Source organism: Stackebrandtia soli (genome assembly GCF_965137155.1).
Taxonomy (GTDB): domain Bacteria; phylum Actinomycetota; class Actinomycetes; order Mycobacteriales; family Micromonosporaceae; genus Stackebrandtia; species Stackebrandtia soli.
Genome location: NZ_CBCRZX010000036.1, coordinates 5,679 through 31,382, shown reverse-complemented (window position 1 = coordinate 31,382; position 25,704 = coordinate 5,679). Strand labels below are relative to the sequence as shown.

General features: G+C 66.5%; 21 protein-coding genes. 13 read left to right on the top strand and 8 right to left on the bottom strand.

What is annotated here, in order from left to right:
- Window positions 1-101 precede the first annotated feature (101 nt).
- From ACM9NP_RS18110 to ACM9NP_RS18085, 6 genes are all read left to right on the top strand, one after another.
- Complete coding sequence (locus tag ACM9NP_RS18110; RefSeq protein ID WP_415647918.1) at window positions 102-506, top strand: hypothetical protein; 405 nt, start codon at window positions 102-104, stop codon at window positions 504-506.
- A gap of 338 nt (window positions 507-844) precedes the next feature.
- Window positions 845-1,639 (top strand): hypothetical protein, encoded by a 795-nt coding sequence (locus ACM9NP_RS18105; protein WP_415647917.1) that lies wholly within the window; start codon window positions 845-847, stop codon window positions 1,637-1,639.
- A 61-nt stretch (window positions 1,640-1,700) separates the two neighbouring features.
- Window positions 1,701-2,447: a hypothetical protein gene (locus ACM9NP_RS18100; protein WP_415647916.1), complete on the top strand. Its 747-nt coding sequence runs from the start codon at window positions 1,701-1,703 to the stop codon at window positions 2,445-2,447.
- On the top strand, window positions 2,444-2,755 hold the full coding sequence (locus tag ACM9NP_RS18095) for a hypothetical protein (protein WP_415647915.1): 312 nt from the start codon (window positions 2,444-2,446) through the stop codon (window positions 2,753-2,755). The genes ACM9NP_RS18100 and ACM9NP_RS18095 overlap by 4 nt, the downstream gene beginning before the upstream one ends.
- On the top strand, window positions 2,752-3,114 hold the full coding sequence (locus ACM9NP_RS18090) for a thioredoxin family protein (protein ID WP_415647914.1): 363 nt from the start codon (window positions 2,752-2,754) through the stop codon (window positions 3,112-3,114). The genes ACM9NP_RS18095 and ACM9NP_RS18090 overlap by 4 nt, the downstream gene beginning before the upstream one ends.
- A 107-nt stretch (window positions 3,115-3,221) precedes the next feature.
- Window positions 3,222-3,578 (top strand): hypothetical protein, encoded by a 357-nt coding sequence (locus tag ACM9NP_RS18085; protein WP_415647913.1) that lies wholly within the window; start codon window positions 3,222-3,224, stop codon window positions 3,576-3,578.
- A gap of 258 nt (window positions 3,579-3,836) precedes the next feature.
- Here ACM9NP_RS18085 and ACM9NP_RS18080 read toward each other — a convergent pair whose 3' ends face one another.
- Together ACM9NP_RS18080 and ACM9NP_RS18075 are read right to left on the bottom strand one after the other, a co-directional pair.
- A complete protein-coding gene (locus tag ACM9NP_RS18080; protein WP_415647912.1) occupies window positions 3,837-4,622 on the bottom strand; it encodes a hypothetical protein in 786 nt (261 codons plus the stop codon).
- A gap of 431 nt (window positions 4,623-5,053) precedes the next feature.
- Window positions 5,054-5,980, bottom strand: a complete 927-nt coding sequence (locus ACM9NP_RS18075; RefSeq protein ID WP_415647911.1) for a DapH/DapD/GlmU-related protein — start codon at window positions 5,978-5,980, stop codon at window positions 5,054-5,056.
- Window positions 5,981-6,355: 375 nt separating this feature from the next.
- Between ACM9NP_RS18075 and dapE the strand changes: the two genes are divergently transcribed.
- Together dapE and ACM9NP_RS18065 are read left to right on the top strand one after the other, a co-directional pair.
- Complete coding sequence (gene dapE / locus ACM9NP_RS18070; RefSeq protein WP_415647910.1) at window positions 6,356-7,432, top strand: succinyl-diaminopimelate desuccinylase; 1,077 nt, start codon at window positions 6,356-6,358, stop codon at window positions 7,430-7,432.
- Window positions 7,387-8,130 (top strand): LOG family protein, encoded by a 744-nt coding sequence (locus tag ACM9NP_RS18065; RefSeq protein WP_415647909.1) that lies wholly within the window; start codon window positions 7,387-7,389, stop codon window positions 8,128-8,130. The genes dapE and ACM9NP_RS18065 overlap by 46 nt, the downstream gene beginning before the upstream one ends.
- 428 nt (window positions 8,131-8,558) lie before the next feature.
- Here ACM9NP_RS18065 and folP read toward each other — a convergent pair whose 3' ends face one another.
- On the bottom strand, window positions 8,559-9,434 hold the full coding sequence (folP, locus tag ACM9NP_RS18060) for a dihydropteroate synthase (RefSeq protein ID WP_415647908.1): 876 nt from the start codon (window positions 9,432-9,434) through the stop codon (window positions 8,559-8,561).
- A 253-nt stretch (window positions 9,435-9,687) separates the two neighbouring features.
- Here folP and ACM9NP_RS18055 point away from each other — a divergent pair, with 253 nt between their 5' ends.
- Together ACM9NP_RS18055 and ACM9NP_RS18050 are read left to right on the top strand one after the other, a co-directional pair.
- Window positions 9,688-10,839 carry a trypsin-like serine protease gene (locus ACM9NP_RS18055; RefSeq protein ID WP_415647907.1) on the top strand — a complete coding sequence of 384 codons (1,152 nt, stop codon included), beginning with the start codon at window positions 9,688-9,690 and terminating at the stop codon, window positions 10,837-10,839.
- A gap of 649 nt (window positions 10,840-11,488) precedes the next feature.
- A complete protein-coding gene (locus tag ACM9NP_RS18050) occupies window positions 11,489-12,292 on the top strand; it encodes a serine protease (protein ID WP_415647906.1) in 804 nt (267 codons plus the stop codon).
- A 90-nt stretch (window positions 12,293-12,382) separates the two neighbouring features.
- Here ACM9NP_RS18050 and ACM9NP_RS18045 read toward each other — a convergent pair whose 3' ends face one another.
- The 5 genes from ACM9NP_RS18045 to ACM9NP_RS18025 all read right to left on the bottom strand — a co-directional run bounded on the left by ACM9NP_RS18045 (window position 12,383) and on the right by ACM9NP_RS18025 (window position 17,866).
- Window positions 12,383-12,901 carry a hypothetical protein gene (locus ACM9NP_RS18045; RefSeq protein ID WP_415647904.1) on the bottom strand — a complete coding sequence of 173 codons (519 nt, stop codon included), beginning with the start codon at window positions 12,899-12,901 and terminating at the stop codon, window positions 12,383-12,385.
- A gap of 72 nt (window positions 12,902-12,973) precedes the next feature.
- Window positions 12,974-13,897, bottom strand: a complete 924-nt coding sequence (locus ACM9NP_RS18040; RefSeq protein WP_415647903.1) for a hypothetical protein — start codon at window positions 13,895-13,897, stop codon at window positions 12,974-12,976.
- A 14-nt stretch (window positions 13,898-13,911) separates the two neighbouring features.
- Window positions 13,912-15,555 (bottom strand): hypothetical protein, encoded by a 1,644-nt coding sequence (locus ACM9NP_RS18035; protein ID WP_415647902.1) that lies wholly within the window; start codon window positions 15,553-15,555, stop codon window positions 13,912-13,914.
- 421 nt (window positions 15,556-15,976) lie between these two features.
- On the bottom strand, window positions 15,977-16,699 hold the full coding sequence (locus ACM9NP_RS18030) for a hypothetical protein (protein ID WP_415647901.1): 723 nt from the start codon (window positions 16,697-16,699) through the stop codon (window positions 15,977-15,979).
- A gap of 684 nt (window positions 16,700-17,383) precedes the next feature.
- Window positions 17,384-17,866 (bottom strand): hypothetical protein, encoded by a 483-nt coding sequence (locus ACM9NP_RS18025; RefSeq protein ID WP_415647900.1) that lies wholly within the window; start codon window positions 17,864-17,866, stop codon window positions 17,384-17,386.
- A 239-nt stretch (window positions 17,867-18,105) separates the two neighbouring features.
- Here ACM9NP_RS18025 and ACM9NP_RS18020 point away from each other — a divergent pair, with 239 nt between their 5' ends.
- From ACM9NP_RS18020 to ACM9NP_RS18010, 3 genes are all read left to right on the top strand, one after another.
- Complete coding sequence (locus ACM9NP_RS18020) at window positions 18,106-18,603, top strand: hypothetical protein (protein WP_415647899.1); 498 nt, start codon at window positions 18,106-18,108, stop codon at window positions 18,601-18,603.
- A 30-nt stretch (window positions 18,604-18,633) separates the two neighbouring features.
- Entirely contained in the window at window positions 18,634-20,379 is a 1,746-nt protein-coding gene (locus ACM9NP_RS18015; protein ID WP_415647898.1) for a hypothetical protein, read from the top strand.
- Window positions 20,380-20,465: 86 nt separating this feature from the next.
- The gene (locus ACM9NP_RS18010; protein WP_415647897.1) at window positions 20,466-21,854 is read left to right on the top strand and encodes a S8 family serine peptidase; all 1,389 of its coding nucleotides are present in this window, start codon (window positions 20,466-20,468) and stop codon (window positions 21,852-21,854) included.
- Window positions 21,855-25,704 lie beyond the last annotated feature (3,850 nt).

Below are 25,704 nucleotides of genomic sequence, written 5' to 3'. Positions count from 1 at the left end.
AAAGGGCGCGGGGGCTCAGTGTTCATCGGCGTCGAGCCCACGACGTGACGGTGAGCGCCGGGGTGGGCCCTCGGAAACCTGGACGCCATCGGATGGCCACTATGGATGAAATTGGCCGATTCGTCGGCGCGGTCGTCCATTGTGTCGTCGCGGTGTGCGAGATCGAGAACGGCGTCGTCGACCCGAATCCCGAGGGATACGAACTGTTGTTGGGGGAAGGGCGATCCGTCGCCGTGACCACCGGCACGGACTGGACGCTGCGGGTCGAGGACGGGACCTGGCCGTCCCTGCCGACGTGGGCGTGGCCGCCCGAATCATGGACATACGTCGACGTCGATGTTCCCTTGGGGACACCAGAGACGTCGGTCGTCGAGGACGTCGAACTTCTGCGGGATGAGGTCGGGGAGACCGGTGGTCTCCGTGTCGACTTCGAGCTCGCCCGTCTCGTCATCCGGGCGGGCGAATTCGTCTCCCTGCGCTGGCACCGCGACAAGACCGCCGAATGAACGGACGGAACGGAACGGGCGGCGAAGCCGACGACGGTCCGCGTGCGCACCTTTCGAACGGGCAGCGTCGTCGATTGCCGATCCGGACGACGGGCTTCGTCGAGGACCGGAGCTTTTCGGCGTGGCTCGGGGGATCGAACGGCGCGAGCGCGGTCCTTCCCGGGGTTGTGGGGCCATGTCGGATGAATCGCCGGGCCCCTCACGCTGCGACTGGACGTGTGTCGGGCGCGGGATCGCGCCCGCCGAACGCGGCTGGTCAGCTGAATTCGCAAAGCGTGCATCGTCGGAGATAATGGGGATGGTCCTCATATCGCTTCCCCGTTGAATGGATCCCCTCGATGTTGCTGAAGCTGATTCATTTGCTCACCACGGTCGTCCTCATCGGACGACACGGAAACAACGGTACGAACGGCACCAACGGAACGGACGGTGACGGCAACGGGAATCAATCCGGAACGCATGGCGGCAGCACCGCGAGCATCGGTGACATCCAGGCGACGACGCGGCAGAGCCTGGACGACGGCACGGCCGCGGGCGGGAACTCGTCCAACAACGGCCTGCCCCCGGGCTACTACTACGGAAGCGACGGCCGCCTGCGCTACGGGAACCGTTTCGCGGAGCACCCGAACGCCGGTCCTCGCGACTACGACCGCCGTCAGTACCCGAGCGGCTATCGTCCCTCGACACATGAGGACATGGTCACCCGCTACACCGACGAGGGCCGCGAGGCGGGCGGTTGGCCGACGCGGCCGGTGACCGACTCCAGCGGCAACCCCGTGACCGACTCCAACGGGAACCCGGTGACCGAGCGCATTCCGCGTGAGGAGTTGACGTGGCGGAACTCCAACAACGAGCAGATCCCGTTCTACTACACCGATCGCCACGGCGACCAGCGCGTCAACGTGACATACGACCACAACCCGCCTGTCGTCGAGCACTGGAACACGGTTGGGCACAATCAGGATCAGCAGGCCCGCGACGACTACTACAACAAGACCGACGACATGACGGTCGAGTCGGTTGAGGACAACTCCAGCAAGGGCGGCCGCGACGAGAACGGCAAGCAGCAGACGTATCAACAGGACGTGGGGGACGACTACCAGCCGAGGCCGAAACCTGGCGGTCGACCTTAACGGCCGCGTCGTCGCTCCAGGTCGTCCCTGATCGACGCCCTCAGGGGAGAGGATGGATGGAATGGACGTAGCTGGGCTGATCACCAACTGGAGCGGCGCCGCGCTGTCGCCGCTCCCCGGTCTCGAACAGGCGTGGACGTTCCGGGACGGCGGGTCCAGACGGGCGATCGCCGTGAGCGGCAACGCCGAGTTCGCGTTCCAGGCCAGCGCTCGGCAGGAGATGCCGGACGGGTTCTTCGTCTCGGTTCTCGGGTTCGCCCGCTGGCACTCGGCGCGGTTGCTGGCGGCGGTCCCGCTGGCGCGGGTCGACGGTTTCGCTTACCCGGACTTGACGTTCGACTCGCTCATCGCACTGTTGCCGTCGGTCGCGGCGGTCAACGCGGTGTCCTTTCCGGAGTTGTCCGCGCGTACGTACGCGGTCTTCCCCGGATGGGAGTGCGAGGTCTCGGGGGTCGAGAGCGAAGCGGACGCGAGCCTGCGATTCCGGCGCATCGTCAAGACCCAGGACCTGACGCGCGCGCCGTCGCCGTCGTTGCGGTTGGCCTACGCCAAGGCCGACGGCAGCGGCACCGTCAACGGCCGCCGGTACGTGATGGACCCGGCGTTCCTCGGTCGTCTACTGCCGAGCTTCGAGGGCCTGACGGAGGGCTTCGTGGAGTTCGAGAACTACCGGAGCGAGGCGCGTCGAATCGAGTGGGGCCCCGCCGGTCCCGCGTACGTGAGCGGCTCGGTGCGGGTGCCCGCCGACCCGGATCTCCTTGTGGAGCAGGCGTTCGCGTTCTTGAACGGGAAGGAGGAACGACCATGATCCTGCGTTCCGGCGACGGTGATCCCGTCTCCGATCCGGATCGTCATGTCATCGAGTTGGCGTTGACCGAGCTCGTCCCGGGGAGCGCGGTCGTCCTCGTCGAAGGCGACACCTACGCGAGGGCGACGGCGAACGCCGCCGACGGCTTCGACCTGGAGTTTCGCGACGGTTCGCCCGACCGGCACTACCGGGTCGACTACTCGTCGTCGCTCCCGACCGCGGTCAACGTGTTCCGCAGTCTGTTGGAGGGCGACAACTTCTGGCGCACCGACGCCGAGTGGCACCGAGTCAGGGGGGTCGAGGAATGATTGTCGTCTCCGATGAGACCTACCAGGAACGGGTACTCGGCAGCGGTTACCCGGTGCTGCTCGTCTTCGGCCGTCGCGGTGATCTCGACTCCCGGGTGATGGGCCCGGAACTGGTCGCCTTCGAGGCCAAGATGGACGGCCGGGTGCTCGTCGCCGCCGTCGACATCGAGTCATGCCCAGAGATCTGTCGACAGTGGGGTGTCGGCTTCGACGCGCCGGTGCTCATCTTCCTGCGATACGGCGTGATGGAGCGGGTGTTGCACGGTGTTCGCCCGGCCGCCAGAATCGAGCGGGATCTCGCCGAGTACTTCGGTGGGGAACCCGAGCACTTCACCCTGCCGCCCGACGTTCGCCCATGAGGTCGCGACGTCGAGCGCGCGGCGAACATGGACGGCCGGACGGCTTTCGTAGACTGGCCGTTATCGCCAGGTCGAGCCGAGGCCTTCGCCTCGGATAGGGAGGTTCCATGACTCAGGACGCAGTGTGGCGCAATGACGGTTGGGTGCACTTCACCTTGACCGTCGGCGGTGACGATCCTCGGCCGGTCACCGACCCGACGGACATCGTCGAGGCGGTCGACCAGCTGAGCGTCGACGGATGGCGTTTCGCGATTCTCGGTCGCGCGCAGGAGGAGTTCGTCCAGGCCTTCATCAACGACGACGATTCCACGTTCACGATCGAATACCGGGACGGTTCCGGCGCTCAGCATTTCCGCGCCACCGAACCGGTACGCCGGGCCAAGGTCGTCGAGGTCTTCCGCAGCTACTTCGCGGCGGACGACCGTTGGCGCACCGAACTCGACTGGGCCCAGGTGTCCGTGTGACCGACGCCGTTTCGCGATCGACCGAGGCGGGGACGCCCCGGCGGTCGGCGAGGCGGCGAAGTTCACCCTGATCTCGGACCGGGCTCAGCCGCCGAGGTTCTCCCGGCGGCCTGATGGAGAATCGTCAGGTAGGACATAGTGGATCATTGGCGTGGTGTCTCCTGTTGTGAGGCACGACATCAACCTCGAGAAGTGCTGAAGACAGATCGGGTGCGGCGGTGCGGTCTCAATATGGGCAAGCTGACGCCGTCGTCACTGTTAATCGCCGTAGTCGTCGAAGTTGTCGGGGCCTTCTCCCCACCATAGGTACATGGTGGTGTTGGCCGGGTCTTGATCGGGTGGGTAGCTACAGGGGAGGGCGTGTGTGCTGGTCCCTTCCGGATAGTATTCGTCCTCCCCCTCGGGCAGATGGTTCTTGTAGGTGGGGAATGCGTATCGGTCGAAGATGTGTCCGCCGGTGATCTCGCCGTCGTCGTCGCGGTAGAGCGTGCTGTAGTGGACGCCCCAGTGTTCGACTCCGGTGTTGTCGGCGGTGAAATGGATCAGCGGCCAGGCGTCACGATCCTCGCAGCGGTCGATGGTCGGCACGATCGTCCGGCGTGGGTCGGTCACCACATCGAAGTCCAGCCAGAGGACATACTTGTCCATATGGTCGAGAGCCTCGACGGTGACGGGGAAACCTTCGCCTCCTCCGCCCGTGCTCTTGGGGGTGATCTCGAATGAACCGAGTATCGGATGGGAGCCGCCGTCGGGGAGAATTTGTCCTCTCTTGTCGAGGAGGTGGATCGATCCGGACACGCTGATGTGGTCGGTGGTGTGGTTTTCGACGAGGAGCCCAACGTTCATGAAGTGGTCGTGCCGCGCTGTCGGGTAGACGGAGTATCCGCGTTCGAGGACGGTGATGCCGCTGGGTATGTCGTCGGTTTTGGGGACGGGTTCGTTCCGGGGTGGTGAGCTAGGCGTCTGTTCCGGTTCGGTGGTGGTGCACCCCGCCAGGCCTACGACCCCGCCGAGCAGCAGCGCGCGCCGCGACAACCTAGCCATGGTGATTTCCCCTCGTGTCCGTCGTTCCGAAGTGGATTCTCTTGAGTTCGCGGTGCCGGTCGTCGTAGTCGGCACGCAGCGATCGGATCGCCTGGCCGGCTTCGGCGAGAAACCCGCGCTGATCCAGTTCGTCCAGGACACCAGGCCCGGTCGACCGCCAAGATCGATGCGGGTTGCTTGGCGCAAGCGTTCGAGTGCGCCGCCGAATCCTTCTCCCTATAGGGGTTCCCATGTCATGCCCCATCGATCGTGGACACTGTGCCGGGTCAGTGCTGACACAGTGGATTCCATTGCGGAATTGTGTCGTCGGTCGGCAGGTTACAGGGCGGCGTCCAGCGCGAGTTCACTCAGCGTGATGGAAGCCGCCGCAGGTGGGCAATTCATGGATGAAGGGGGCGCACCGTTGTGGTGCGCCCCCAATGATCAGCTGGTCAGTTCTGGTGCAGGGCCTCGTTGAGGGAACCCCAGACGGCGTTGCGGGGCTTGACTTCCAGCGTTCCCGTCACCGTGTTCGTCCAGAACATCATGTTGTCGGCGCCCGACAGCTCGGCCGCCTTGACGATCTCGCCCGACGGCAGCGTCACCTTCGAGCCGGCGGTCACGTAGCAACCGGCGGCGACGACGCAGTCGTCACCGAGGGAGATTCCGAGACCGGCGTTCGCGCCGAGGAGGCAGCGCTTTCCGATGGAGACGATCTCCTTCCCGCCCCCGGAAAGCGTGCCCATGATGGACGAACCGCCGCCGACGTCGCTGCCGTCACCGACGACGACTCCCGCCGCGATACGGCCCTCCACCATGGAGTTCCCGAGCGTTCCGGCGTTGTAGTTGACGAAGCCCTCGTGCATGACCGTCGTCCCCGACGCCAGGTGCGCGCCCAAGCGCACCCGCGACGCGTCCGCGATCCGCACGCCCGTCGGAACGATGTAGTCCGTCATCCTCGGGAACTTGTCCACCGAGTCGACCCGCAGCATGTGGCCCTTTCGGCGCGCCATCGCCCGCGCCTCCTCGATCCGGTCGGCCCGAGTCGGCCCCAGATCCGTCCACGCGTTGTTGGAGAGCAGCCCGAAGATCCCGACGAGGCTCGCCTGGTGCGGGCGGATATGCCGACCCGACAACAGATGCAGACGCAGGTACACGTCACCCGCGTCGACCGGGTCGTTCGCCAGCGAATCGATCGCGACCTGAATCGGACGCGTCTCCACGTCCCGGATGTCGCACCGCGACACCGACACGTCGGCCTCGACCGCGCTCGGCGCCCCGAGCCCGAACCGTTCGAACCACACGTCCAGCAGGGCCCCGTCCGACGAATACGAGGCCGCGCCCGTACCCCACGCGCTATCAGTCACGTAACTGCTCATGCCGCCTACCGTAGCCAGCGTGGGGGCGACTCGTCGTCTCAGGTCGTGTGAGGCGCGTGTCGGCTCGTCGGCGTGCGAGCTGGCGAACCACCCGCATTCGTGTGACGGCAACGACTCCGACGCACGGAGCCACCACGCACGCTGAACAGCGCCGAACCCGAGCCCGGCATCCAGCCGCGAGGAACGAGCGAGGCGCGGGCCGACGGCGTCAATCGGCGAAGTCGGAGAAGCTCGCTGGCAGCCCCGCCGACACGACCGATGGCGATCCGCGCCTGCCGGACAACGAGACCAACGGCCCGAACCGCGATCGCCTCCGGTATGTCGCCCCACCCACGCTCCTCGCCGACGAGCGCCCGCCGCGTATCGTGACTGTTCGTGGCGACCCTTACCGAAGCGCAGCTCACCGACCCTGTGGCCCTTACACGCGCCCTCGTCGACATCGAATCCGTGTCCGGCAACGAGAAGACGATCGCGGACGCCGTGGAACGCGCGCTCGCGGACCGCGACCATCTGCGGGTCTTCCGCCAGGGCAACGTGGTTCACGCCCGCACCGAGCTCGGCCGGGACAATCGCGTCATGCTCGCGGGGCACCTCGACACTGTCCCCATCCACGACAACTTCCCGTCGCGCACCGAAGGCGACACCATGTACGGCTGCGGCACCTCCGACATGAAGTCGGGTACCGCGATCGCGCTCCACCTCGCCGCGACGCTCACCGAGCCCGTCCACGACGTCTCGTACATCTTCTACGACTGCGAGGAAGTCGAGAGCGATCGCAACGGCCTCACCAAGATCGCGGCAACGAAGCCGGAATGGCTCGCCGCGGACTTCGCGTTCCTGCTCGAACCGACGCACGGGGAGGTCGAGGCGGGCTGCCAGGGCACCCTCAGAGCCGAGGTGTCCACGTCCGGCACACGCGCGCACTCGGCGCGCAGTTGGTTGGGGGACAACGCGATCCACCGCGCCGGCGCGATCCTCAGAACACTCGACGACTACGAGGCCCGCAGCATTGACATCGACGGATGCCTCTACCGCGAAGGCCTGAACGCGGTCGGGATCAAGGGCGGCGTCGCCGGGAACGTCATCCCCGACTCGTGCGTCGTCGAGGTCAACTTCCGCTTCGCTCCCGACCGGACCGCCGACGCGGCCATCGCGCACGTCAGGGCCGTCTTCGCCGACTTCAAGGTCGAGATCACCGACATCGCCCCGGGAGCGCAGCCCGGCCTGTCCGCACCGGTCGTCAGCGAGTTTCTCGCCACGACTGGTCGACCCGCCGTCGCTAAACTCGGATGGACCGACGTCGCGCGTTTCTCCGCGCTCGGCATACCGGCCGTCAACTTCGGACCGGGGGACCCGAATCTCGCGCACACCAGGAACGAGCACGTCTCCTGTGCGCGGATCGCCGAATGCGCCGATCTGTTGCGCCGCTATCTGACGGGAGAACCACAGTGAAACCAAAGGTCACCACGGAAGCCCACCTGCTCGACACCGTCCACCGGCACGAGTGGAAGCACCGTGACTCGTGGCGTGCCCTGCGCATCCTGTCCGAGTTCGTTGACGGCTTCGACACCCTCGCCGACCTCGAACCGGCCGTGTCGGTGTTCGGGTCGGCGCGCACCACACCGGACCGTCCCGAGTACGCGCTCGGTGTCGAACTCGGCGGCGCGCTCGCCCGCGCGGGCTTCGGCGTCATCACCGGCGGTGGTCCGGGCACGATGGAGGCCGCGAACCGGGGAGCGCGGGAGGCCGGCGGAGTGTCCATCGGGCTCGGTATCGAGTTGCCGTTCGAGCAGAAGCTCAACGACTTCGTGGACGTCGGGATCGACTTCCGGTACTTCTTCGTCCGTAAGACGATGTTCGTCAAGTACGCGCAGGCGTTTTGCGTGCTGCCGGGTGGTTTCGGCACCCTCGACGAGTTGTTCGAGGCGCTGACGCTCGTGCAGACGAAGAAGGTCACCCGTTTCCCCGTCGTTCTGTTGGGTGTGGACTATTGGCAGGGCCTCATCGACTGGCTCCGTGACCGGATGCTTCAGGCCGCCAACATCCGCAAGGACGACCTGGACCTGATGCTCCTGACGGACGATGTGGACGAGGCGGTGGCGCACATCGCCCGCGAGTGCGATTACCTTCGCAAGGCCGCCGAGGTGTGACCATCGCGGCGGGTGACTCCGCCGCGAGCTGATCCGCGCCGCCGCTCGTCCTCGTCGTGGGAACGAGTTCACCGCCCATAAGGCCGAATACTCACGGCCGAACGGGGTCGGCGGCTCCCGCGATCAACTCGACTCCACAGGGGACAGGCGGGAACGCGGCTTGGTGCCGGACGTACGCGGCGACCACAGGCGAATCGGTGGCCCTGTCGAGCGGACCGGGCGTTCGCCCGAGAAAGCCAGGGGCCGAACGTTTCGGCGGAATGGCGTCCGTTGGACACCGTTCGGGCCGGGCGGAGCGCGGCGTCGACGGTGCCTCAGCTCGTCACTCGGCAGGGCGAGGACGAACGCGGGCGCGACTGGCGCCGACCACCCGCGGGCCACGACGGCTTCGGTGGTGGTGGCGCGCCATCGCCCAAAGCGACGGCTCGTCAGATGCTGCGCACCGGGGCCGCGGGTGGGCGGTCGCCCTTGATCGAGGCCACCATGTCCACGACCTGGCGTGTCGCCGCGACGTCGTGGGCGCGGACGACGCGAGCGCCGTGCCACACGGAGATGGCCGTCGCCGCGAGTGTCCCCGACAGGCGTTCCGCCACCGGCAGGTCGAGGGTCTCCCCGACGAAGTCCTTGCGGGACAACGCGACGAGGACGGGCCAGCCGGTCGCGACGAGTTCGTCGAGGCGTCGCGTCAGTTCGAGGGAGTGGACCGTCGCCTTGCCGAAGTCGTGAGTCGGGTCGATGAGGAGCCCGTCGCGCCGGACGCCCGCCTCGGCGGCCCGTTCGGCGGCCCCGCTGGTCTGCTCGATGACGTCGACGACGACGTCGTCATAGTGGACCTTCCCGGCGATCGTGCGCGGTTCGAGCCCGCCGGTGTGCGAGCAGACGAGGCCCGCGCCGGTCTCGGCCGCCACCTTGACGAGCCCGGGATCCGTTCCGGCCCAAGTGTCGTTGATGAGGTCGGCGCCCGCCGCGATGGCTTCGCGGGCGACGTCCGCGCGCCACGTGTCGACCGACAGCACCACCGTCGGGTGCGCGGCGCGGACGGCCGCTATGAGCGGGACGGTCCGGTCGATCTCCTCGGCGATCGTGACCTCCGGTCCGGGTCCGGCGCGGACCCCTCCGATGTCGATGATGTCGGCGCCGGCCGTCACCGCCGTCTCGATGGCCTTGATGGCGGCGTCGAACGCGAAGGTGACACCACCGTCGTAGAAGGAGTCGGTGGTGCGGTTGACGATCGCCATGATCGCGACCTCGCCGGGGGAGAAGGTTCGCTCGCCGAGCCTCAGCGCGTGTTGTGTTGCGGACATGGAGTCATTGTCGCGCACCGCGAGGGTGCTGGTGTGGGCCGCTCCCGGGGCGCGCCCCGGCCCGTGATTCGGGTTCGGGGCGAGTGTCGCTAATGGTTACCCAACCGTTCGGTAACAAGTTGGGACGCAAGGCTTAACGCAAGCATAAGCAGTATTGCTATACATCGATTTCTCGATTAGCGTCTGGCGTAATGAGGAACACGTTTGCTCACGTGCTCCTCCTTCACAAAGGAGACCCACTTTGCGGAAAACCATGAGAGGCCTCGCTGGCCTCGGCGTGGCGCTTGTCGCCAGTGCCCTGACCGTCGGTGCGGCGTCCCTCCCGGCATTGGCCGCCGAATCCGACCCCGGCATCAACGTCGTCGGCGGAACGCCCGCCGATGAGGGCGAGTACCCGTGGATGGTTCGTCTGTCGATGGGCTGCGGCGGTTCGCTGCTGACCGACCAGATCGTTCTCACCGCCGCCCACTGCGTCGACAACACGGGCCCGGACACGTCGATCACGGCGTCGTACGGTTCCGTCGACCTGCAGAGCCCGAACATTGTGGACTACCAGTCCGAGTACGTTCACGTTTCGCCCACCTACGCCTCCAGCGGCATCGACGACTGGGCGCTGATCAAGCTCTCCGAGCCCGTCGCGGACGCCCAGCTGATCGAGATCGCCGAGACGGCCGATTACGACCAGGGCACCTTCGAGATCATGGGTTGGGGTGCTCCCAGCGAGGGCGGCCCCCAGCAGCGCTACCTGCTCAAGGCCGAGGTTCCGTTCGTGGACGACGCCGCGTGCGCCGACGCCTACGGCAACGACCTCGACCCGGCGACGATGCTGTGCGCCGGCCTCGAGCAGGGCGGCACCGACACCTGCCAGGGCGACTCCGGTGGCCCGATGATCGCGCGTACCGAAGCGGGCGACCCGATCCAGGTCGGCGTCGTCAGCTGGGGCCAGGGTTGTGCCCGTCCCGGTTACCCGGGCGTTTACACCCAGGTGAGCAACGCGGCGGCCGAGATCCTCGCGGCCGCGGCCGACCTCGGCGGCGACCCGGGCGAGCCCGGCGAGCCCGGCAACTGCGTCGGCACCAACAACACGGCCGCCCCGATCGCCGACCGTGGCACCGTCACCTCCACCATCGCCGTGAACTGCGGCGAGTCCGCGACCGCCACCGCGTCGGTCTCGGTCGACATCACCCACACCTACCGTGGCGACATCGGCATCCAGCTCGTGTCCCCGGCGGGCACGACCTACACGCTGAAGTCCTCGGGCATCGGTGACGGCGCCGACGACATCGTCGAGACCTACACCGTCGACCTGTCCGGCGTGGCCGCTGACGGCACCTGGACGCTGAAGGTCACCGACGCCTACTCGGGCGACACGGGCACCCTCAACAACTGGAGCGTCGACCTCTAGGACGCACGTCCTGAAGGTCGCACTCGAATAGTCTGACCCCAGCGCCCCGAACCGGTTCACGGTTNGGGGCGCTGCTTAGTACTATCTGGCGGTCTTCCGCTCGATCATCCTTTGTGCCCATCCATTGCGGAGTCATGATTGCGGCGGCCTCCGCGAGATGGTGAACGAAGCTTTGTCGACTGTCGTCGTCCTCACGAAAGACAGTGAGAGAACCGATTCCGTCGTTGTGGGGACGGTGCCCTTGGATCCGTTGTAGAGGTAGTCGAGGTTGTGGTGATGGGTTCGAACGTCAGGCGAATCCGTCGGCGGCCAAGTGGACGACATCCAGAGTCAGCTCCCGAGAAGGGGGCGACCTGGCGGCTTTTGGGAGGTCGTTTCGGTCGCGCGACCCGCACGGGCACGATGGTCGAGACGCTCCGGCCGATGTGGAGCATGCACGTCCATGCTCTGAGTTTCATTGTGTCGCAGTGATTCCCCGGGGTCACTGTTGTTCTCCTTGTCTTGCCGACGGACTCACAGAAGACGTACAGCGAAACTTAATGAGCATTTAGAATACCGGGTATTGCCTACTGTCTATGTCTCCTCTAGGGTCCTTGACAAGCGTTCCGTGGCGCACGTCACGGGACGAACTCTCATAAGGAGACCTATCGTGAACAAACGAACGACAAGGCTCGCGATTCTCGGCGCGGCGGTTGCCGTCGGCGCTCTGGCGATCAGCACGGCGTCCCTCCCGGCATCGGCCGCCGACGCTGATCCCGGCATCAATGTCGTCGGCGGGACACCGGCCGATGAGGGCGAGTACCCGTGGATGGTTCGTCTGTCGATGGGCTGCGGCGGTTCGCTGTTGACCGACCAGATCGTCCTGACGGCCGCGCACTGCGTCGACGCCACGGGCCCGGACACGTCGATCACGGCGTCGTACGGCTCGGTCGACCTCGACAGCCCCGACGTCGTGGACTACCAGTCCGAGTACGTTCACGTTTCGCCCACCTACGCCTCCAGCGGCATCGACGACTGGGCGCTGATCAAGCTCTCCGAGCCCGTCGCGGACGCCCAGCTCCTGGCGATCGCCGAGACCGGCGACTATGACGAGGGCCCCTTCGAGATCATGGGCTGGGGTGCCGACTCCGAGGGTGGTTCCCAGCAGCAGTACCTGCTCAAGGCCGAAGTGCCGTTCGTGCCGGACGCCGAGTGCGCCGACGCGTACGGCGCGGACCTGGACCCCGACACCATGCTCTGCGCGGGCGTTCCCGAGGGCGGCATCGACACCTGTCAGGGCGACTCCGGCGGTCCGATGATCGCGCGTACCGAAGCGGGCGACCCGGTCCAGGTCGGCGTCGTCAGCTGGGGTCAAGGCTGCGCCCGTCCCGGTTACCCCGGTGTCTACACCCAGGTGAGCAACGCGGCGGCCGAGATCCTCGCTGCGGCAGACGAACTCGCGACCGTCGCATAGCGACCATCGGTTCGAACCCGCCCGGCCGAACCGAAGTGGACTCCAGGCCGCTTCGGCTCGGCCGGGCTTTCGCGTGCCCGGGGAGCGCGATCAACGAACGTCGATTTCTTCTCCGGACCTCAACGCGCACAATTGGGCCGCGTGATCGCGATGGACCTCGATGATCGCGGCGTTCACCGCCGCCGCGCACTCCGCCGCCGACAGCACGTGCAGTGCGTTCGGTGCGAGCCGGACCTCCCAATCGCGCAGCCCCCACGAACGCATCCCGACGGCCCCATCGGGTGAGAACGCGACCGCCTCCAACTCCTGCCGCGCGGACTCGACGCGGCGATAGCGCGCGTTCCAATGCTCCGAGCCGGAAACCGTGAACGGCGTGTGCGCGGAGATCAACCGCCCGCGCTCGGCGGCCACCGCATCCACAACGGACTCGATGACTTCGGCGATGCCGGCCGCCGCTTCGTCCGCGCTCTGGAAGGACGCGTAGTCATCGGGTGAGGTGAATGCGATCCGGGGCCTGCTGTGAACGCCTCGGATGATCGCACGGACGCGGCCATCGTGGGATTGGGCGCGGATGGTCAAGGTGCGCAGTCGTTCGCCGAATTCGGTCATGCGAGTGCTCCCCGAAATGGGCTGTGCCCCAATGGGACACATCGGATGGTGGCCGGCTGCGGTGACGGGCTCTCAGGCGAGTGGGTCACACCAGCCTCCGATGTCGTATTGGACGTCGAGTTCCAAGCCGTCGTATGCCCACTGTGGTGGGTCGAAGATGGTGCCGAAGAAGTATCCGACGCGTTCGTCGTTGACGTAGTCGACGGTCAGGTCGCTGAGTTTGCCGGGTAGTTCCGGGTCGATCTGTGCGGTGACGTCCTCGCCGTGGCGCAACAGGCGCATCGTGACCTGGATGTCCCATGCCGTCCGCCGCCCCTCTCGGTGCATCGCGATGACACCAAGTTCGATGTTGTCGTAGTCGGGGTGCGCGTAGACATCCCCGCCGGGAAGGAGGGCCAGAGTGCCGTCGTTGTTGATGGGCGTGCAACCCTCGGGCGGTTCACCGGCGAGTTCTGGTGGGGTCCAGATCTTGTCGGGGACGCACCACCGCTTCGGCTCCTCCGTTTCGACCTGGAGCGTCACGTCCTTGCCGACCCATGTTTTCGGGGTCTCGAAGGAGTCGCCCCGTTCGACGGGATTGTTCATGTATGGAAACGGCTGGGACGGCGGTATTTCCGGGCTCAGGTGGGTCGCCCACCACTTCTGGAAGTTCTCGTCGAGTTCGTCGGTGACCTCTTCACCGTCCACATAGATTCTGTAGTGCAATGCGACATCGACCGCCGTCAACATGGTCGTGTTGGCGACCTCGGCGTTGAAGATGATTCTGTCGCCACCGTTGTTGGAGAAGTAGATCTCCGACTCGGAGATCTGTACTCGACCTTCGGTCGGTTCCTCCGCCCACTTGGTGCACTCGGTCGGCAGTTCGGGGCCTGATGGCGAGGGCGAGGCGGTCGTCTCGGTGGATGGTTCGGGGGTTGGCGATGCCGCGGGCTCTCCGCCGCATCCGGTGGCCATCAACAGCACGGCGAGGGCGCCGAGCGCAGGTCGTCTCAGCATGGTCCAGTCCTTTGTCATGGGAGGTAGTCCCCGGCTGCGAGAATGGCGTCCTTGGCCACTTGATCCTGCTCGGCGTAGGCCCACGCGGCCGCGATCAGTCCGGCGGCGGCGGAGTCGAGGTTCTCGGCGGTCTGTGACAGCACCGACTCGAAGAGCTCATAGGTCTCCTGCCATTGTGGATAAAGAACGCCCTGGCCGCCGTGCGTCTGTCCGTGGATGTCCGAGCTGACGCGGTCGAAACCCGAACCCAGTCCTTCATCGGCGCCACGCCCGATGAGAGAGTGAAAACGCTCGGAGAGCGCGGGCAGGTAGACGTGACCACTATTGAGCAGCGCCGTCAGTTCCGCCCGGAAACGGAGGCCATCATCCGGGGCGGGGCCCATGACGTCGTCACTGCTGATCTCGGAGAAGGAATCACCGCTGTCGATCTTTCCGATATCAGGCTCCTTCGGCACGAAGAAGACATTGTGGCGCGCTAGGTTCCAGTACGGCGGATTGCCGTAAGGGTTGGCGATTTCGAGGCCGGGCACTGTCTTGTTCGTCACGTAATCCCGGAACTCCGTGTGGAACTCCGCCAGGACTCGCTCGGTGTTCTCCACCGCGTCGAGATACGCCCCGAGGATCTCCGCGAGGTTCATCATGATCTCGGTGACGGTCGCGCCGCTGAGATCGGGTTTCCGACTCGCGATCTCCGTATAGCCCGGGCTTCCGATGATGTTGACCGCCAGTGAGGCGGCCCCCGAGATCACCCCGAACGCGCCCGCCACCACGGGTACACCGCCGGTCGCTCCCGCGAGCACCGATGTCACCCCGGACACGATGTTCAACACCGCGGCCCAGTCCGTTTCGGTGGTCTGCACGTCGGTGTGGCCCGGGTACAGCTCGAGCAGGTACAGCGCCTCGCTCAGCCTCGCGCTCGATTGGGTGCGGATGCCGTCGAAGGCCGCCTGAACGAGGTCGAGCGACTCGGCCAGGATGTGCGCGATCAGGGCGTGTCCCAACAGGATCGAGGGCATGACGGTGCAGTACTGGCAGGTGAAGATGAAGGCCGCGGCCCCCTCCCACTTGCTGAGGGTGATGCGCACGCCCTCGATGTCGACGCCCCAGTCCCAAGTCGCGTCGAACAGCGACGCGAGCTGGTCCATCGCGCCCTCGCCGGTGAGGTTGATGTCCTCAATGGCCTCCAGGTCGGGCTGGTCGACGGCTGGCGCCAGGCCGTCGCGAACCTGTTCCATGACGGCCATCGACTCGAGTAGGCGTTCCCGCTTGTACGAGAAGGCGCGCTCGCTGAGTCGGCGGACGATGGCGAACTGTTCCCGTCGTTGCCGCCAGGCCCCTCCGCCCCTCAGGTACCAGCGGTACGCGCCGTACTGCGGTACGTCGACTTCGACCACGTCGTCGGCTCCGTAGGCGACGGCGCCGGTGTCCTCAAGGTAAGTCTTGAGTTCGGCCGCGTTCGCCGGATGCGCGGCGAACGCGAAGGTCTGGCGCTCATATAGATCCTGGAACGGTTCCATGGCGTCCTCGTGGACCCAGCACCCGTCCTCGTCCTCAATGGATCTTGTGGCGGCGAGGTCGAGCAGCTCCTCGACCCGTTCCATCAGTTGCGTGTCACTCGTGGCGACTTCGTCAGTCGTGTCGCCCGCGATGATTCCCATGGGTCTCCTCGTCCTGATTCCCTGCCACGACAGACACAGTAGGGGATTGTGTCAAGGGGCCACAACTATGGGTATCTGTCGGCACCGTTGGGAGCCAGGAAGAAGACGTCGCCACCAGATTGGACATTCTTCGGCTTGGTGGTGGGCTGGCCGAGAAGACTCTCTGACCGCAAGTCTGGACATTCTTCGGCTTGGTGGGTGGCCGACCGAGAAGACTCTCTCCGCCAGGCTGCACCCCCTTTTTTTCGGCTTGGTGGGGCGGCGTACGGAACCCGCACCGTTCTGCCGTGACCGCAGGGGAGACCCACCAAGCCGGGAGACGCGACCACACGCGCGGCCAGCCTGAACCGGGCAGTTGCCCGGAGGGCGCCTTCCCACACCAAGCCGAAGACAGCCGACGGCACCATCGGACGCCGCGACGTCACTGGAGTGGGAAGACCTCGACTTCAGTGGCGAGCATTCCGGGTGGGTTGAGCTTGACGTCCGCGCGATAGGTCGAAGTGGTGTCGCGCAGTAGATCCCCGTCGTCGAAGGTCGCATGGGTGCCACCGACGATCGCGCCGTCGCCGTCCCGCAGGACCACCGTCAGGGCCTCCTTCTCGGTGAGCGCTTCGGCGAACGTGGTGTCGAGGGTCGCGGTGTCGCCGTCCTGGGTCCACTCCGCCTCGGCGACAGTCGGACCGACCGGTGCCTCCCCGACGCACGAACCGGTGACGGTGTACTCGACGCTGTCGGCCGGCTCGTCCAGCATCATCGTCCCCGTGACCGCGTGGCGCCCGTCCTCCCCGACACGACTCAGTCCGGTCACCTCTCGGTCGTAGTCGCTCGGAACGTCGTATCCGTACAACGCGAGCTGGTCCCCGTCGGCGTTGTACCAACGGATCTCGACGGTCGAGTGCGCGATCGCGGCGCCGTTCGCCGCCTCGAACACCGCCGCGTAGTTGATGTCCCAACTGTCGTTGTCGGGGTCGTCGTAGAGGGTGAAGCCGTCGTCCACCAAGGTCAGGACGTCCTTCTCCTCGACGCACGCGGGTGGCGCCGACGACGACGGAGCGGCGTCGTCCGGTGGGTTGTCGGTGTCGGCCGCGCAACCCGTGAGCGCCGCGGCGAGCGTCACCACGATCAATCGCCTCGCAGTCGTCATGGGCCATTCCTCCACGGTCTCGACGCATTATGGAGACGACCACGACGATGCGATGCCAAGGCCGCGTTCGGTTTCACGGAGGTCCTGCCTCGTGTGGTCGTCACGTCGCTCGTGTCGCCAGGTCCTCATCTGAGCCGGGCCGATCCGCGTGCGATCGAGAGCGCGATGGCGAGTCGTCGGCGATCAGCGACAACGCAGCCGACGATACCGAAAACCCCGGCGAACCGACCACGTCACCGCGCGGGTCCCGGAAACCCACACCGGTCCGGTTGTCTGGACCATCCCGCCGGGAATGCCTGGGTGGCGGGGAAAGGCGCGTTCGCGGCCCGCGCGACGCCGGACGTACCCGGCCCGGTTCCCGGGAACCCACCCCCGCCGTCCGGCCGGTACTTTCTTCGGCTTGGTGGGGCGNTGTACGGACAGGCCGCTCTCTGCGGTGGACGGAAGAAGAGCCCCACCAAGCCGGGGGACCGGGCCACCGGCGGGGGCGAACCCGACCAGAGCGGATATGACCCGACCGATCGCCATCGAGCTGTGAAGCGGACGAGGGGCCGTTCGTACCGATCCCATCTCATTTCATCCTAAATGCGTTGAAACATCCCTAAAGCGCGATGTGCCCCTTTGGCGAACAACTGGGCGTTTGGGCGAGTCCACGAAAAACCCACAGAATTCATTACGAAAGGGTCACATTTTGCGGGAGCGACCGAACCACCACGCGCCGATCGCCATGGCGGCCAGTCCGAAGACCAGGCTCTGTTGGAACGCGAGCGGGTAAAGGGTCGACTGCCAGCCGGTCGTTACCGAAACCGAGCGCCCGCAGGCGATCCGAGCCTCTCCGGGGAACCAATGGTCCACGGCCACGCCACCGTCCGCACTGGGCACCGACACCCGTCGCCGCTCGCCCGCGTCGGGCGTGATCAGGCAATCCGTGTAGATCTCCTCGCTCGAACTGCCCGCGATGAAGACCGTGCCACCTCCCCAAATAAATGGCTGCTGGGCGCTCGCGGGTTCGCCTCCGAGGCGGGCGTGGGCGGTCAGCGCGAGGACCGCGACGAGGCCGACAGTCGATAGTGGAAGTACGATGCGGCGGGCGAGTCTGCGCCAGCGCCGCAGCCGCCGGGAATGGTGAGTACTTCTCGGGTTCTCGGTGTGCCGGGCTTGCGTCATAATCGTCCGAAATGGATGGTATTGAAACGATGTCGCGGCGCCATTGACGCATGGTAGTCGTGGCGCGGCTTTCCGTCGGAGAGTGACATCCCGTTTGTTTCAAATTCATGTCAAATGCCCTGGGATGGCACGAAGATGGGAGAGGGAAGACTTGACTGAGGCGATACTCTTGTCTTAACCACTGATGGAATACCCTCGCGGCACGCCCGTGCCGCACTGATCCCCTGTGGAGATAAACGATGGTCAATCAGGCACACGACGGCGGAGGCGGCGGCGGCACGTACAACCCTGCCGCGGACACCGGCCACCAGCCTGTCGAGGTCGACATTGAGACCGTGTACGGTCTCGCGATTGCCCTGAGCGGTGAGGTCACGAACATCGCCAACGGCAAGGCTGCTGTGGAGGCGAACTTCACTCAGACCATGGCCCCCGGCGAGTACGGCCCGCCCGTGCCCGGATCTGAGACGCCGCTCGGTAACGACCCGCGGTACACGACTGTCAAGCACATCGTGACGTACCACGACAACGCGATGACCGAAGCCACCTTGCTTCTCAAGAACTTCCAGGACGGCGTCCGCAACATCTCGCGCATCACCAACAAGATCGTCACCGAGTTCCAGAGCCGCGACGCTCTGAACTCCGCCGACGTCGAGCGGGTCCGCGAGGTCACGGGCATCCCAGAGGAGCCCACGCCACCTGCGTACTCCGGTGGCCCCTACCCGAACCAGCCGGTCTGAGCCGGCCGACACACGTAAGGAGGTGTGACGATGGGTGACTTCGATGGCCTGAACGTCGAGGAACTGTTCGAGATGGTCAGCGCCGACACGAACATGCAGGCCATGAACAACCAGGCCACGGGCTGGCGCACGATGGCCACACTGTTCAGCGAGCAGAAGGCGGCGATCGAGGGCCATGTGGCCGCGGCCAAGGCCTCGTGGACGGGCGGCGCCGCCGATGTGTACTGGGAAGAGATCCAGCGCACGCTCGACATGATGGAGACGGCCCGGGAGCGGGCCGAAGGCAACGCCTCCGGCTGGGAGAGCATCCACGACTACGCGACCTACGCGAAGTCGGCGGTGGAGACCCAGAACACGGAGTGGCTGGAGCACAAGGCCAAGGTCCAGGGCGACTACGACAAGGCCAAGGAGGCCGACGAGGGCGTCCAGTTCGGTGACCTCTTCGGCATGAACAACGCCGAGGCCCCGAACTGGGAGGAGGAGCGCCGCCCCTTCGACGAGCAGGCGCGCACCTCTCTCGACGGCTGGTCCGAGCTCATGGGCGACACCTGGGCCACGGAGATCTGGAACCCGCCGACCTACGAACCGGCGCCTGACCCAGGCGACAGTTGGGACACGGTCCCGAACGGTTGGGGCGGTGGCGGTCCAGGCGGAAGCAACGGCTGGGTCGAGGGCTCGCTGCGGAACCGCCCGCCGGGTGGTTCGCCGGAACTGCAGGGGCCCGTCGGTACGGTGCCTCCTCCGGTAGGACCGCCTCCGGGTCCGGTGCCTCCGCCGGTGGCCCCGCCGCCGGGTAGCGGAATGCCTATTCCGCCCCCGCCGCCGACACCGACTCCGATGCCGCCTCCGCGTCCGACTCCGATGCCACCGCCGCGTCCGACTCCGATGCCGCCTCCGCGTCCGACTCCGGCTCCGCCGCCGCGTCCCACCCCGACGCCGAGCCCTCGTCCGACGCCGTCGCCGGGTCGTCCTCCGATCGGTGGTCGTCCCCCGATTGGTGGTCGTCCCCCGATCGGCGGTCAGCCCCCTGGTGGTCGTCCTCCGACGGGACCGCGCCCGCCCCAGCCAACGGTGCCGCGGGTCATCGGTCAGCGCCCCGGGACGCCTCCGACCGGCCGTACCGGCATGCCGCCGGGTGGTCGTCCGCCGATCCGCAGCTTGCAGCCGCCGGTCATCGGCCAGCGCGGTGGCCCGCCTGGTGGTCAGCGCGGTCAGATGCCGGGTGGTCAGCGTGGCCAGATGCCGGGTGGTCAGCGTGGCCAGATGCCGGGCGGTCAGCGTGGAACGGGTCCGGGTGTGCGCACACCGAACTCGATCAACAACGCGCGTGGCCCGCAGGTCGGGCGCGCCGGGATTGACTCGCGCGGCGTGATCGGAAGCCGGGCGTCGAAGCTCGGCGGGCCGAAGCAGACCAGCCCGATCGCCAACAACGGTCGCGGCGGCCAGGCGGGCGTCCGCGCCCCGAAGATGAAGTCCGGTGGCGAGCAGCTCAACCGTGGCGTCATCCGTGGGGCCAAGGGCGGCGCTCAGGCGGCCGGTGCCAAGGGCAACATGGGTCAGCTCGGCCGTGGTCAGAACCGTAAGGTCGACGACCGCGACCCGATCAACTCCGATGGCCCGATCGACAACGTCTTCGGTGTCGATCAGCAGACGGTTCCGGGTGTCATCCGGGGCTGGACGCCGCCTCCCGCCGACGCGGAGCACACGCCTGGCAAGGCGGTGTTCGGCGAACGCGCGGGCAAGAATCGCAAGAAGAAGGACGAGAACGACTGGTAACGGTCGCCTCACAACTGTGACGGCGTTGTAGCCACCCGCTAAGGTGGCTACAACGCCGTTTTTCGTACACCCCAAAGGAAGAACGTATGCGCATACTTCGAGCCGCAGTGGCTCTCGGCCTCGGCTGTGCGGCGGTCGTCGCCCTTCCTCAGCAGGCGGTGGCCGACGAGACCCGTGACAGCCAGTGGTACCTGGAGACCCTCGGTATCGCCGAGGCGCACGAGATCTCCACGGGGAAGGGGGTCACAATCGGGTTGATCGACTCCGGAGTGGATGCGACGCATCCCGATCTCAAGGACGCGGTCTCTGCGGGTATCCCATTGGGTAAGTCGGATGACCCCCTGGTGGATATCCGTGACCATGGAACTGGCATTGCGTCGATCCTGGTGGGGCGTGGACATGGGGACGGCAGCGGAGTGCTCGGAATCGCGCCGGACGCGAACATAATTTCGGTCGCTATCGGCTGGGATCAGAATTCGGCCGGGAACGTGGATGATTGGACGGCCGAGGGCATTCGTTACCTTGTCGATCAAGGTGTTGACGTGATTTCTGTTTCGACAACGACTTCTGGGAATACCGCTGGCCAAGAGGCCGTGAATTACGCCAAAGAACATGGCATTCCAGTCGTGGCCGCTGCTGGTAACAAGGACAACGCCACCGAGACAATGGGTACCGAGTTTCCGGGAGCTTACAAGGACGCGATCCCCGTTTCCGGGACCACTAAGGACGGGTTGGATTGGGAAAAGTCGGCCGACCTTTCACCCGCAAGCGAGTATCTTGCGGTTTCCGCTCCCGCTGAGGACCTGCCCAGTGCGAAGGCCGGCGGAGGTTACTTCACGAATTCCGGCACCTCTGGTGCGGCGCCGATCGTCGCGGGGACTTTCGCCTTGGTGAAGTCGGTCTATCCGGATCTGGATTGGACGGATCTGGTGAACCGGGTTCTCGGAAACGTCGACGACGCCGGTCCGCCCGGTATCGACGAGGATTTCGGGCTCGGCGTCATCAACCCTGTCAAGGCGTTGACCGCCGAGGTTCCGGGCCAGGAGATGAAGGAGCCGGGCTCGGAGGAGAAGCCGGATGAGGTCGATCCGAGTGCGGATGCGCCGGACGCCGCCGACGGTTCGATCGTCTCGGGTGTCGACAACACGCTCCTGATCAGCGTCATCGCGGTGGCGGGTGTCGTGCTGCTCGCCGTGATCGTCGTGGTGGTTCGCGTGCGCGACAAGAAGAAGCGTGCCGCGGCAATGCGCGAGGGAGCCTCGGCCCCGACGAGCGGCCCACCGGGGGCGCCGATGAGCGGTCCGCCCGGTTCCCCGATGAGCGGGCCTCCGTCGTCAGGTCCGCCGAATTACGCACCGCCGGGTAGTGGGCAGGCGCCGCAGCAGTGGCAGCCCCCGCAGCAAACCCCGCCGGGCGGCTCGCCGATGCAGCCGCCACCGCAAGCACCCCCTCCGGGAAACCCACCCCGGCAGTAACCAGATACATCACAGTGGAGAGACGGAATCGCTCGTCTCTCCACTGTTCTGCCTCCCCCGATAAAGCGGCGTCACCACCCTCCAGGCACTGCCTCTTCTCTCCAAACCCGTCCACGCGTAGACGAATGGCGCCCTTGCGGGCACTGCCGTTTCTCTCCTCACCCGCCCACGTGGGAACTTTCGGCTTGGTGGGGCGGTGTATGTGACTGCGGCTTTCTGCTCGGTCGGTAACGGAGACCCACCAAGCCGCAAGACCCGACCTCTGCGCAGACGGGAGGAGCCCTTCCGGTGTCGTGCCTGCTTTCGTTTCCCGGCTTGGTGGGTCTCTCTTCCTGTGAGCGGTTCGTCTTGCGGTTTCGTACGTCGCCCCACCAAGCCGCGAGGCTCGACCTCTGCAAAGACAGGAGGAGCCCTCCGGGCACCGTCTTTTCTTTCCAAACCCGCCCACGCGTAGACGAATGGCGCCCTTGCGGGCACTGCCTTCGTGGGAACTTTCGGCTTGGTGGGGCGGTGTATGTGACTACGGCTTTCTGCTCGGTCGGTAACGGAGACCCACCAAGCCGCGAGGCTCGACCTCTGCGCAGGCAGGAGGAGCCCTTCGGGGTCGTGCCTGCTTGCGTGTCCCGGCTTGGTGGGTCTCTCTTCCTGCGAGCGGTTCGTCTTGCGGTTTCGTACGTCGCCCCACCAAGCCGAAGCCTGGCCGGTGTGGCGGGTGGGCCGTTGGTCCCGAAACCCGAGGTACCAAACCCGCCCACGCGTAGACGAATGGCGCCCTCCGGGCACTGCCTTTTCATCCAAACCCGCCGCGCGGGAACTTTCGGCTTGGTGGGGCGGTGTATGTGACTACGGCTTTCTGCTCTGTCGGTAACGGAGACCCACCAAGCCGCGAGGCTCGACCTCTGCGCAGACGGGAGGAGCCCTCCGGGGTCGTGCCTGCTTGCGTTTCCCGGCTTGGTGGGTCTCTCTTCCTGCGAGCGGTTCGTCTTGCGGTTTCGTACGTCGCCCCACCAAGCCGAAGTATGGCCGGTCCGAACGGAAGCAACCACAGATCAATCCATAAAGGAACACTCACGCGAGTGTGGAGCGTGACAGAATAAAGCGATCCATACGAATATGTCGACTTTGGGGGGTGGGGTATTCCGTGGGCCGATCACACCGAGTAGTATCCGCTGGGTAGGCGCTCGCCAGAGTGGCTATCTCACAAGAGTTCCCGCGCGTCGCGTGTGGAGATATAAGACGACCGGAGCGGGCCATGCCTGCAAGCTGAGGGCCGCTCCGGTCTTATGAAAGGAGGTTCCCGCCATGGGCGGAAACCGACCCCTATCCGTACCCATTGTGCCAGCCGGGTAACGGCCCGGCTACCTCGATACCGCAGCATTCACGCCCGCCGATCAGTTTCCGGCCGTGACCTGCGATTAAGCGACCCAGTCGAAGCCCGCGCCGTCCCGCGCGCGCCACGATCGCTGCCGTCGTTCCCCGTGGGGCCGTTGTCGCGACGGCGCCGCCGTCGACCGCCACAGGTCTCCCGGCGCTGCCGCCGCCATCGTCCAAGGCAATCGCCCCACATTCGACAGTCCATTGTCAGGACTCGCGCTGCCCGGCGCGCGTGTCCACAATACTCAGATACCTGGGGGTTCACATGCCTATCTACGACCCTGCCCACTGCCCGATCCCGGTCGGTCCTCGCCGCCCCGACCCGCTCAACGGCCGCCACCACGGCGCGCCACCGAACGCCGCCACCTGCGCCGGCCCGGAACGAATCCGGCCGCTCGGCGTCTTCACGACGGTCGAACGACCCATCGTCGCGACCGCCACCAGCCCCGGAGAGGTCCGTCTCGACCTACTCGGCGTCGGCGGCTGGATCATCGGCCCCCTCGCGGTGCTGACCGGCCTAGACACCGCCGTCCCACTGGTGTTTCTCGATGTGGCGCAACGATCCTGGGCCGACGAGCCCGCGATCGCCTGGCTGCTCACCCGCAACACCATCGATCGATACCGGTCCGCTCCGGTGGCTTCCCTGGACAACCCGAACGCCCCCACCCTCGAAACGTCCTATCGGGAACGAGCGGACGTCGACGGCGGCGCCGGTCACGGTGGCACTCCACTGGGGACCTTCACCATCCAGGGCCGACTCGTGGTCGTGACGGAGGAGACGACCGGTCGACTACGGCTCGACCTGCTGTCTCCCGGCGGTGTCGTCTCCGCCGCGCTGGGCGTCGTCACCGGCGCGGATACCGCGATCCCCTTGCTGTTCATCGACACCGCGCAGCTGTCGTGGGCCGCCGAACCAGCCATCGCCTGGTACCTGACGCGGTCAGGCATCGACCGCTACCGAGGCCACCGCGTCACCGCCGCCCGGACGGGCGNCGCGACACCGAACCGCGCCGACACCACGACCGAATCCGACCACGCCGACCCCCGCGAACCCGACGCGCACGACGTCGTCGTGGAACTGTGCGGTCCGGACACTCTCGACACCGACTACACCTACTGGTGGAAGAGCGAACCGCACCGGCTGTCCCACGCGCTCGCCAAGCCTCGGGACGCCACGGATCACTCGAAGGACGACCCCGCTCGGAAGGAGACCGGCGCGTCCCAACGGTCCCAGGCCCTGGCGGACCCGAACGGAACCACGAATCACTCGGAGGGTGAACTTGTTCGGGTGCGAGCCGGAAGGTCCGGTCCGTTGCCGACCGACAGGGATGGGGCCGCCGACCATCCCGAGGAACGCGAGGGGGCATAGTCGTGACCACATTGCACATAGCGCTGAACGGCCCCTCGGGAACGCACTGGTGGACACCGAAACCCGGCAGTGCCGTCGAACGGAACGAGGCCCGGCCTCCCCGTCCGCGGGATCGCCAGGACCACCCGGTGGCTCGGTGGAACGACCCGGAGGCTCTGGGGAACCGCTCGGACGCCCGGCCGAACCACACGGCCGTGGAGGGGAACCCGCAGGTTCGACAGCGGGAAAAGCCCCCGGAGGCTCGCCCGAAGTGGTTGCGGCGGAACCGAAACGGGGCTCCCGTCACGATCTTCGTCGACACCGTTCCGGCCGACGCGCCGCGCCGCGTCGCCTGCTGTCCCGCCCACGGTGTCTTCGTGTCGATCTACCACAATGGTCGTCGAACCCCCGGCCCACTCGGACCGTTCCCGCGCCGCACCCCGTCGACGTCAACGGCGATCGGCAGATACCCCGTGGTGACGAGGAAGCACCCCCGGCAGCGGCTCACGCGAACCGCGACCGAACCCGTCCAACCAAGCCAGCCAAGCCGAGCCGCAATGGTCGCGACTCAACCAACCCACCCACATCCACCGCCGACCCAGGTCGCGCCCGACGCCCAAGGTCTCTGCTCGCGAACGTCCTCGCCCTTGAACACGGCCGAGGCGACCCTGCTGGATCACCCGCGTCCGCTCTCGGTAGTCCGGCGTGGCCGTCCGTACTGGCTTTCGGCCCGCCCACATGGACGTCTCGACGGCCCGGAGTCATCGGTGCCGCGTTCGCGCCCGGTGGGGCCGGACACCACGCCCGCCCCGCGATCGGCGCAGGATCGGGGTCCCGACCACGATCCCTCCGATCGGCAGCCTCCACAATGCGAGGGCGCGGTCGCGGCACACCACACGCCTCGTCGGAACCTCTTGCGACGCACCCTGTCGCGAGTGTTCGGCCGCCGGTCGAAACGGTCGGACTCACGAGCGCCAACTTGTCGGACTTGTAAAGACGAGTGGCCGTGCCGTCCGTTGATCGAGGCACTGCACCAGCGTGAGGGCGGCATCCACCTGGCCGGAATCCCGAGAACCTGAATCCCCAGAGGGGCGTGCGTCGCGGTGGTGGACCTGCGGCGCTCGCCCC

Bases quoted from the DNA above. Each gene is read 5' to 3' on its own strand.
- ACM9NP_RS18110 (WP_415647918.1), top strand. From the start codon at position 102: ATGGATGAAATTGGCCGATTCGTCGGCGCGGTCGTCCATTGTGTCGTC.
- ACM9NP_RS18105 (WP_415647917.1), top strand. From the start codon at position 845: ATGTTGCTGAAGCTGATTCATTTGCTCACCACGGTCGTCCTCATCGGA.
- ACM9NP_RS18100 (WP_415647916.1), top strand. From the start codon at position 1,701: ATGGACGTAGCTGGGCTGATCACCAACTGGAGCGGCGCCGCGCTGTCG.
- ACM9NP_RS18095 (WP_415647915.1), top strand. From the start codon at position 2,444: ATGATCCTGCGTTCCGGCGACGGTGATCCCGTCTCCGATCCGGATCGT.
- ACM9NP_RS18090 (WP_415647914.1), top strand. From the start codon at position 2,752: ATGATTGTCGTCTCCGATGAGACCTACCAGGAACGGGTACTCGGCAGC.
- ACM9NP_RS18085 (WP_415647913.1), top strand. From the start codon at position 3,222: ATGACTCAGGACGCAGTGTGGCGCAATGACGGTTGGGTGCACTTCACC.
- ACM9NP_RS18080 (WP_415647912.1), bottom strand. From the start codon at position 4,622: ATGGCTAGGTTGTCGCGGCGCGCGCTGCTGCTCGGCGGGGTCGTAGGC.
- ACM9NP_RS18075 (WP_415647911.1), bottom strand. From the start codon at position 5,980: ATGAGCAGTTACGTGACTGATAGCGCGTGGGGTACGGGCGCGGCCTCG.
- ACM9NP_RS18065 (WP_415647909.1), top strand. From the start codon at position 7,387: ATGCGCCGATCTGTTGCGCCGCTATCTGACGGGAGAACCACAGTGAAA.
- folP (WP_415647908.1), bottom strand. From the start codon at position 9,434: ATGTCCGCAACACAACACGCGCTGAGGCTCGGCGAGCGAACCTTCTCC.
- ACM9NP_RS18055 (WP_415647907.1), top strand. From the start codon at position 9,688: ATGAGAGGCCTCGCTGGCCTCGGCGTGGCGCTTGTCGCCAGTGCCCTG.
- ACM9NP_RS18045 (WP_415647904.1), bottom strand. From the start codon at position 12,901: ATGACCGAATTCGGCGAACGACTGCGCACCTTGACCATCCGCGCCCAA.
- ACM9NP_RS18040 (WP_415647903.1), bottom strand. From the start codon at position 13,897: ATGCTGAGACGACCTGCGCTCGGCGCCCTCGCCGTGCTGTTGATGGCC.
- ACM9NP_RS18035 (WP_415647902.1), bottom strand. From the start codon at position 15,555: ATGGGAATCATCGCGGGCGACACGACTGACGAAGTCGCCACGAGTGAC.
- ACM9NP_RS18030 (WP_415647901.1), bottom strand. From the start codon at position 16,699: ATGACGACTGCGAGGCGATTGATCGTGGTGACGCTCGCCGCGGCGCTC.
- ACM9NP_RS18025 (WP_415647900.1), bottom strand. From the start codon at position 17,866: ATGACGCAAGCCCGGCACACCGAGAACCCGAGAAGTACTCACCATTCC.
- ACM9NP_RS18020 (WP_415647899.1), top strand. From the start codon at position 18,106: ATGGTCAATCAGGCACACGACGGCGGAGGCGGCGGCGGCACGTACAAC.
- ACM9NP_RS18015 (WP_415647898.1), top strand. From the start codon at position 18,634: ATGGGTGACTTCGATGGCCTGAACGTCGAGGAACTGTTCGAGATGGTC.
- ACM9NP_RS18010 (WP_415647897.1), top strand. From the start codon at position 20,466: ATGCGCATACTTCGAGCCGCAGTGGCTCTCGGCCTCGGCTGTGCGGCG.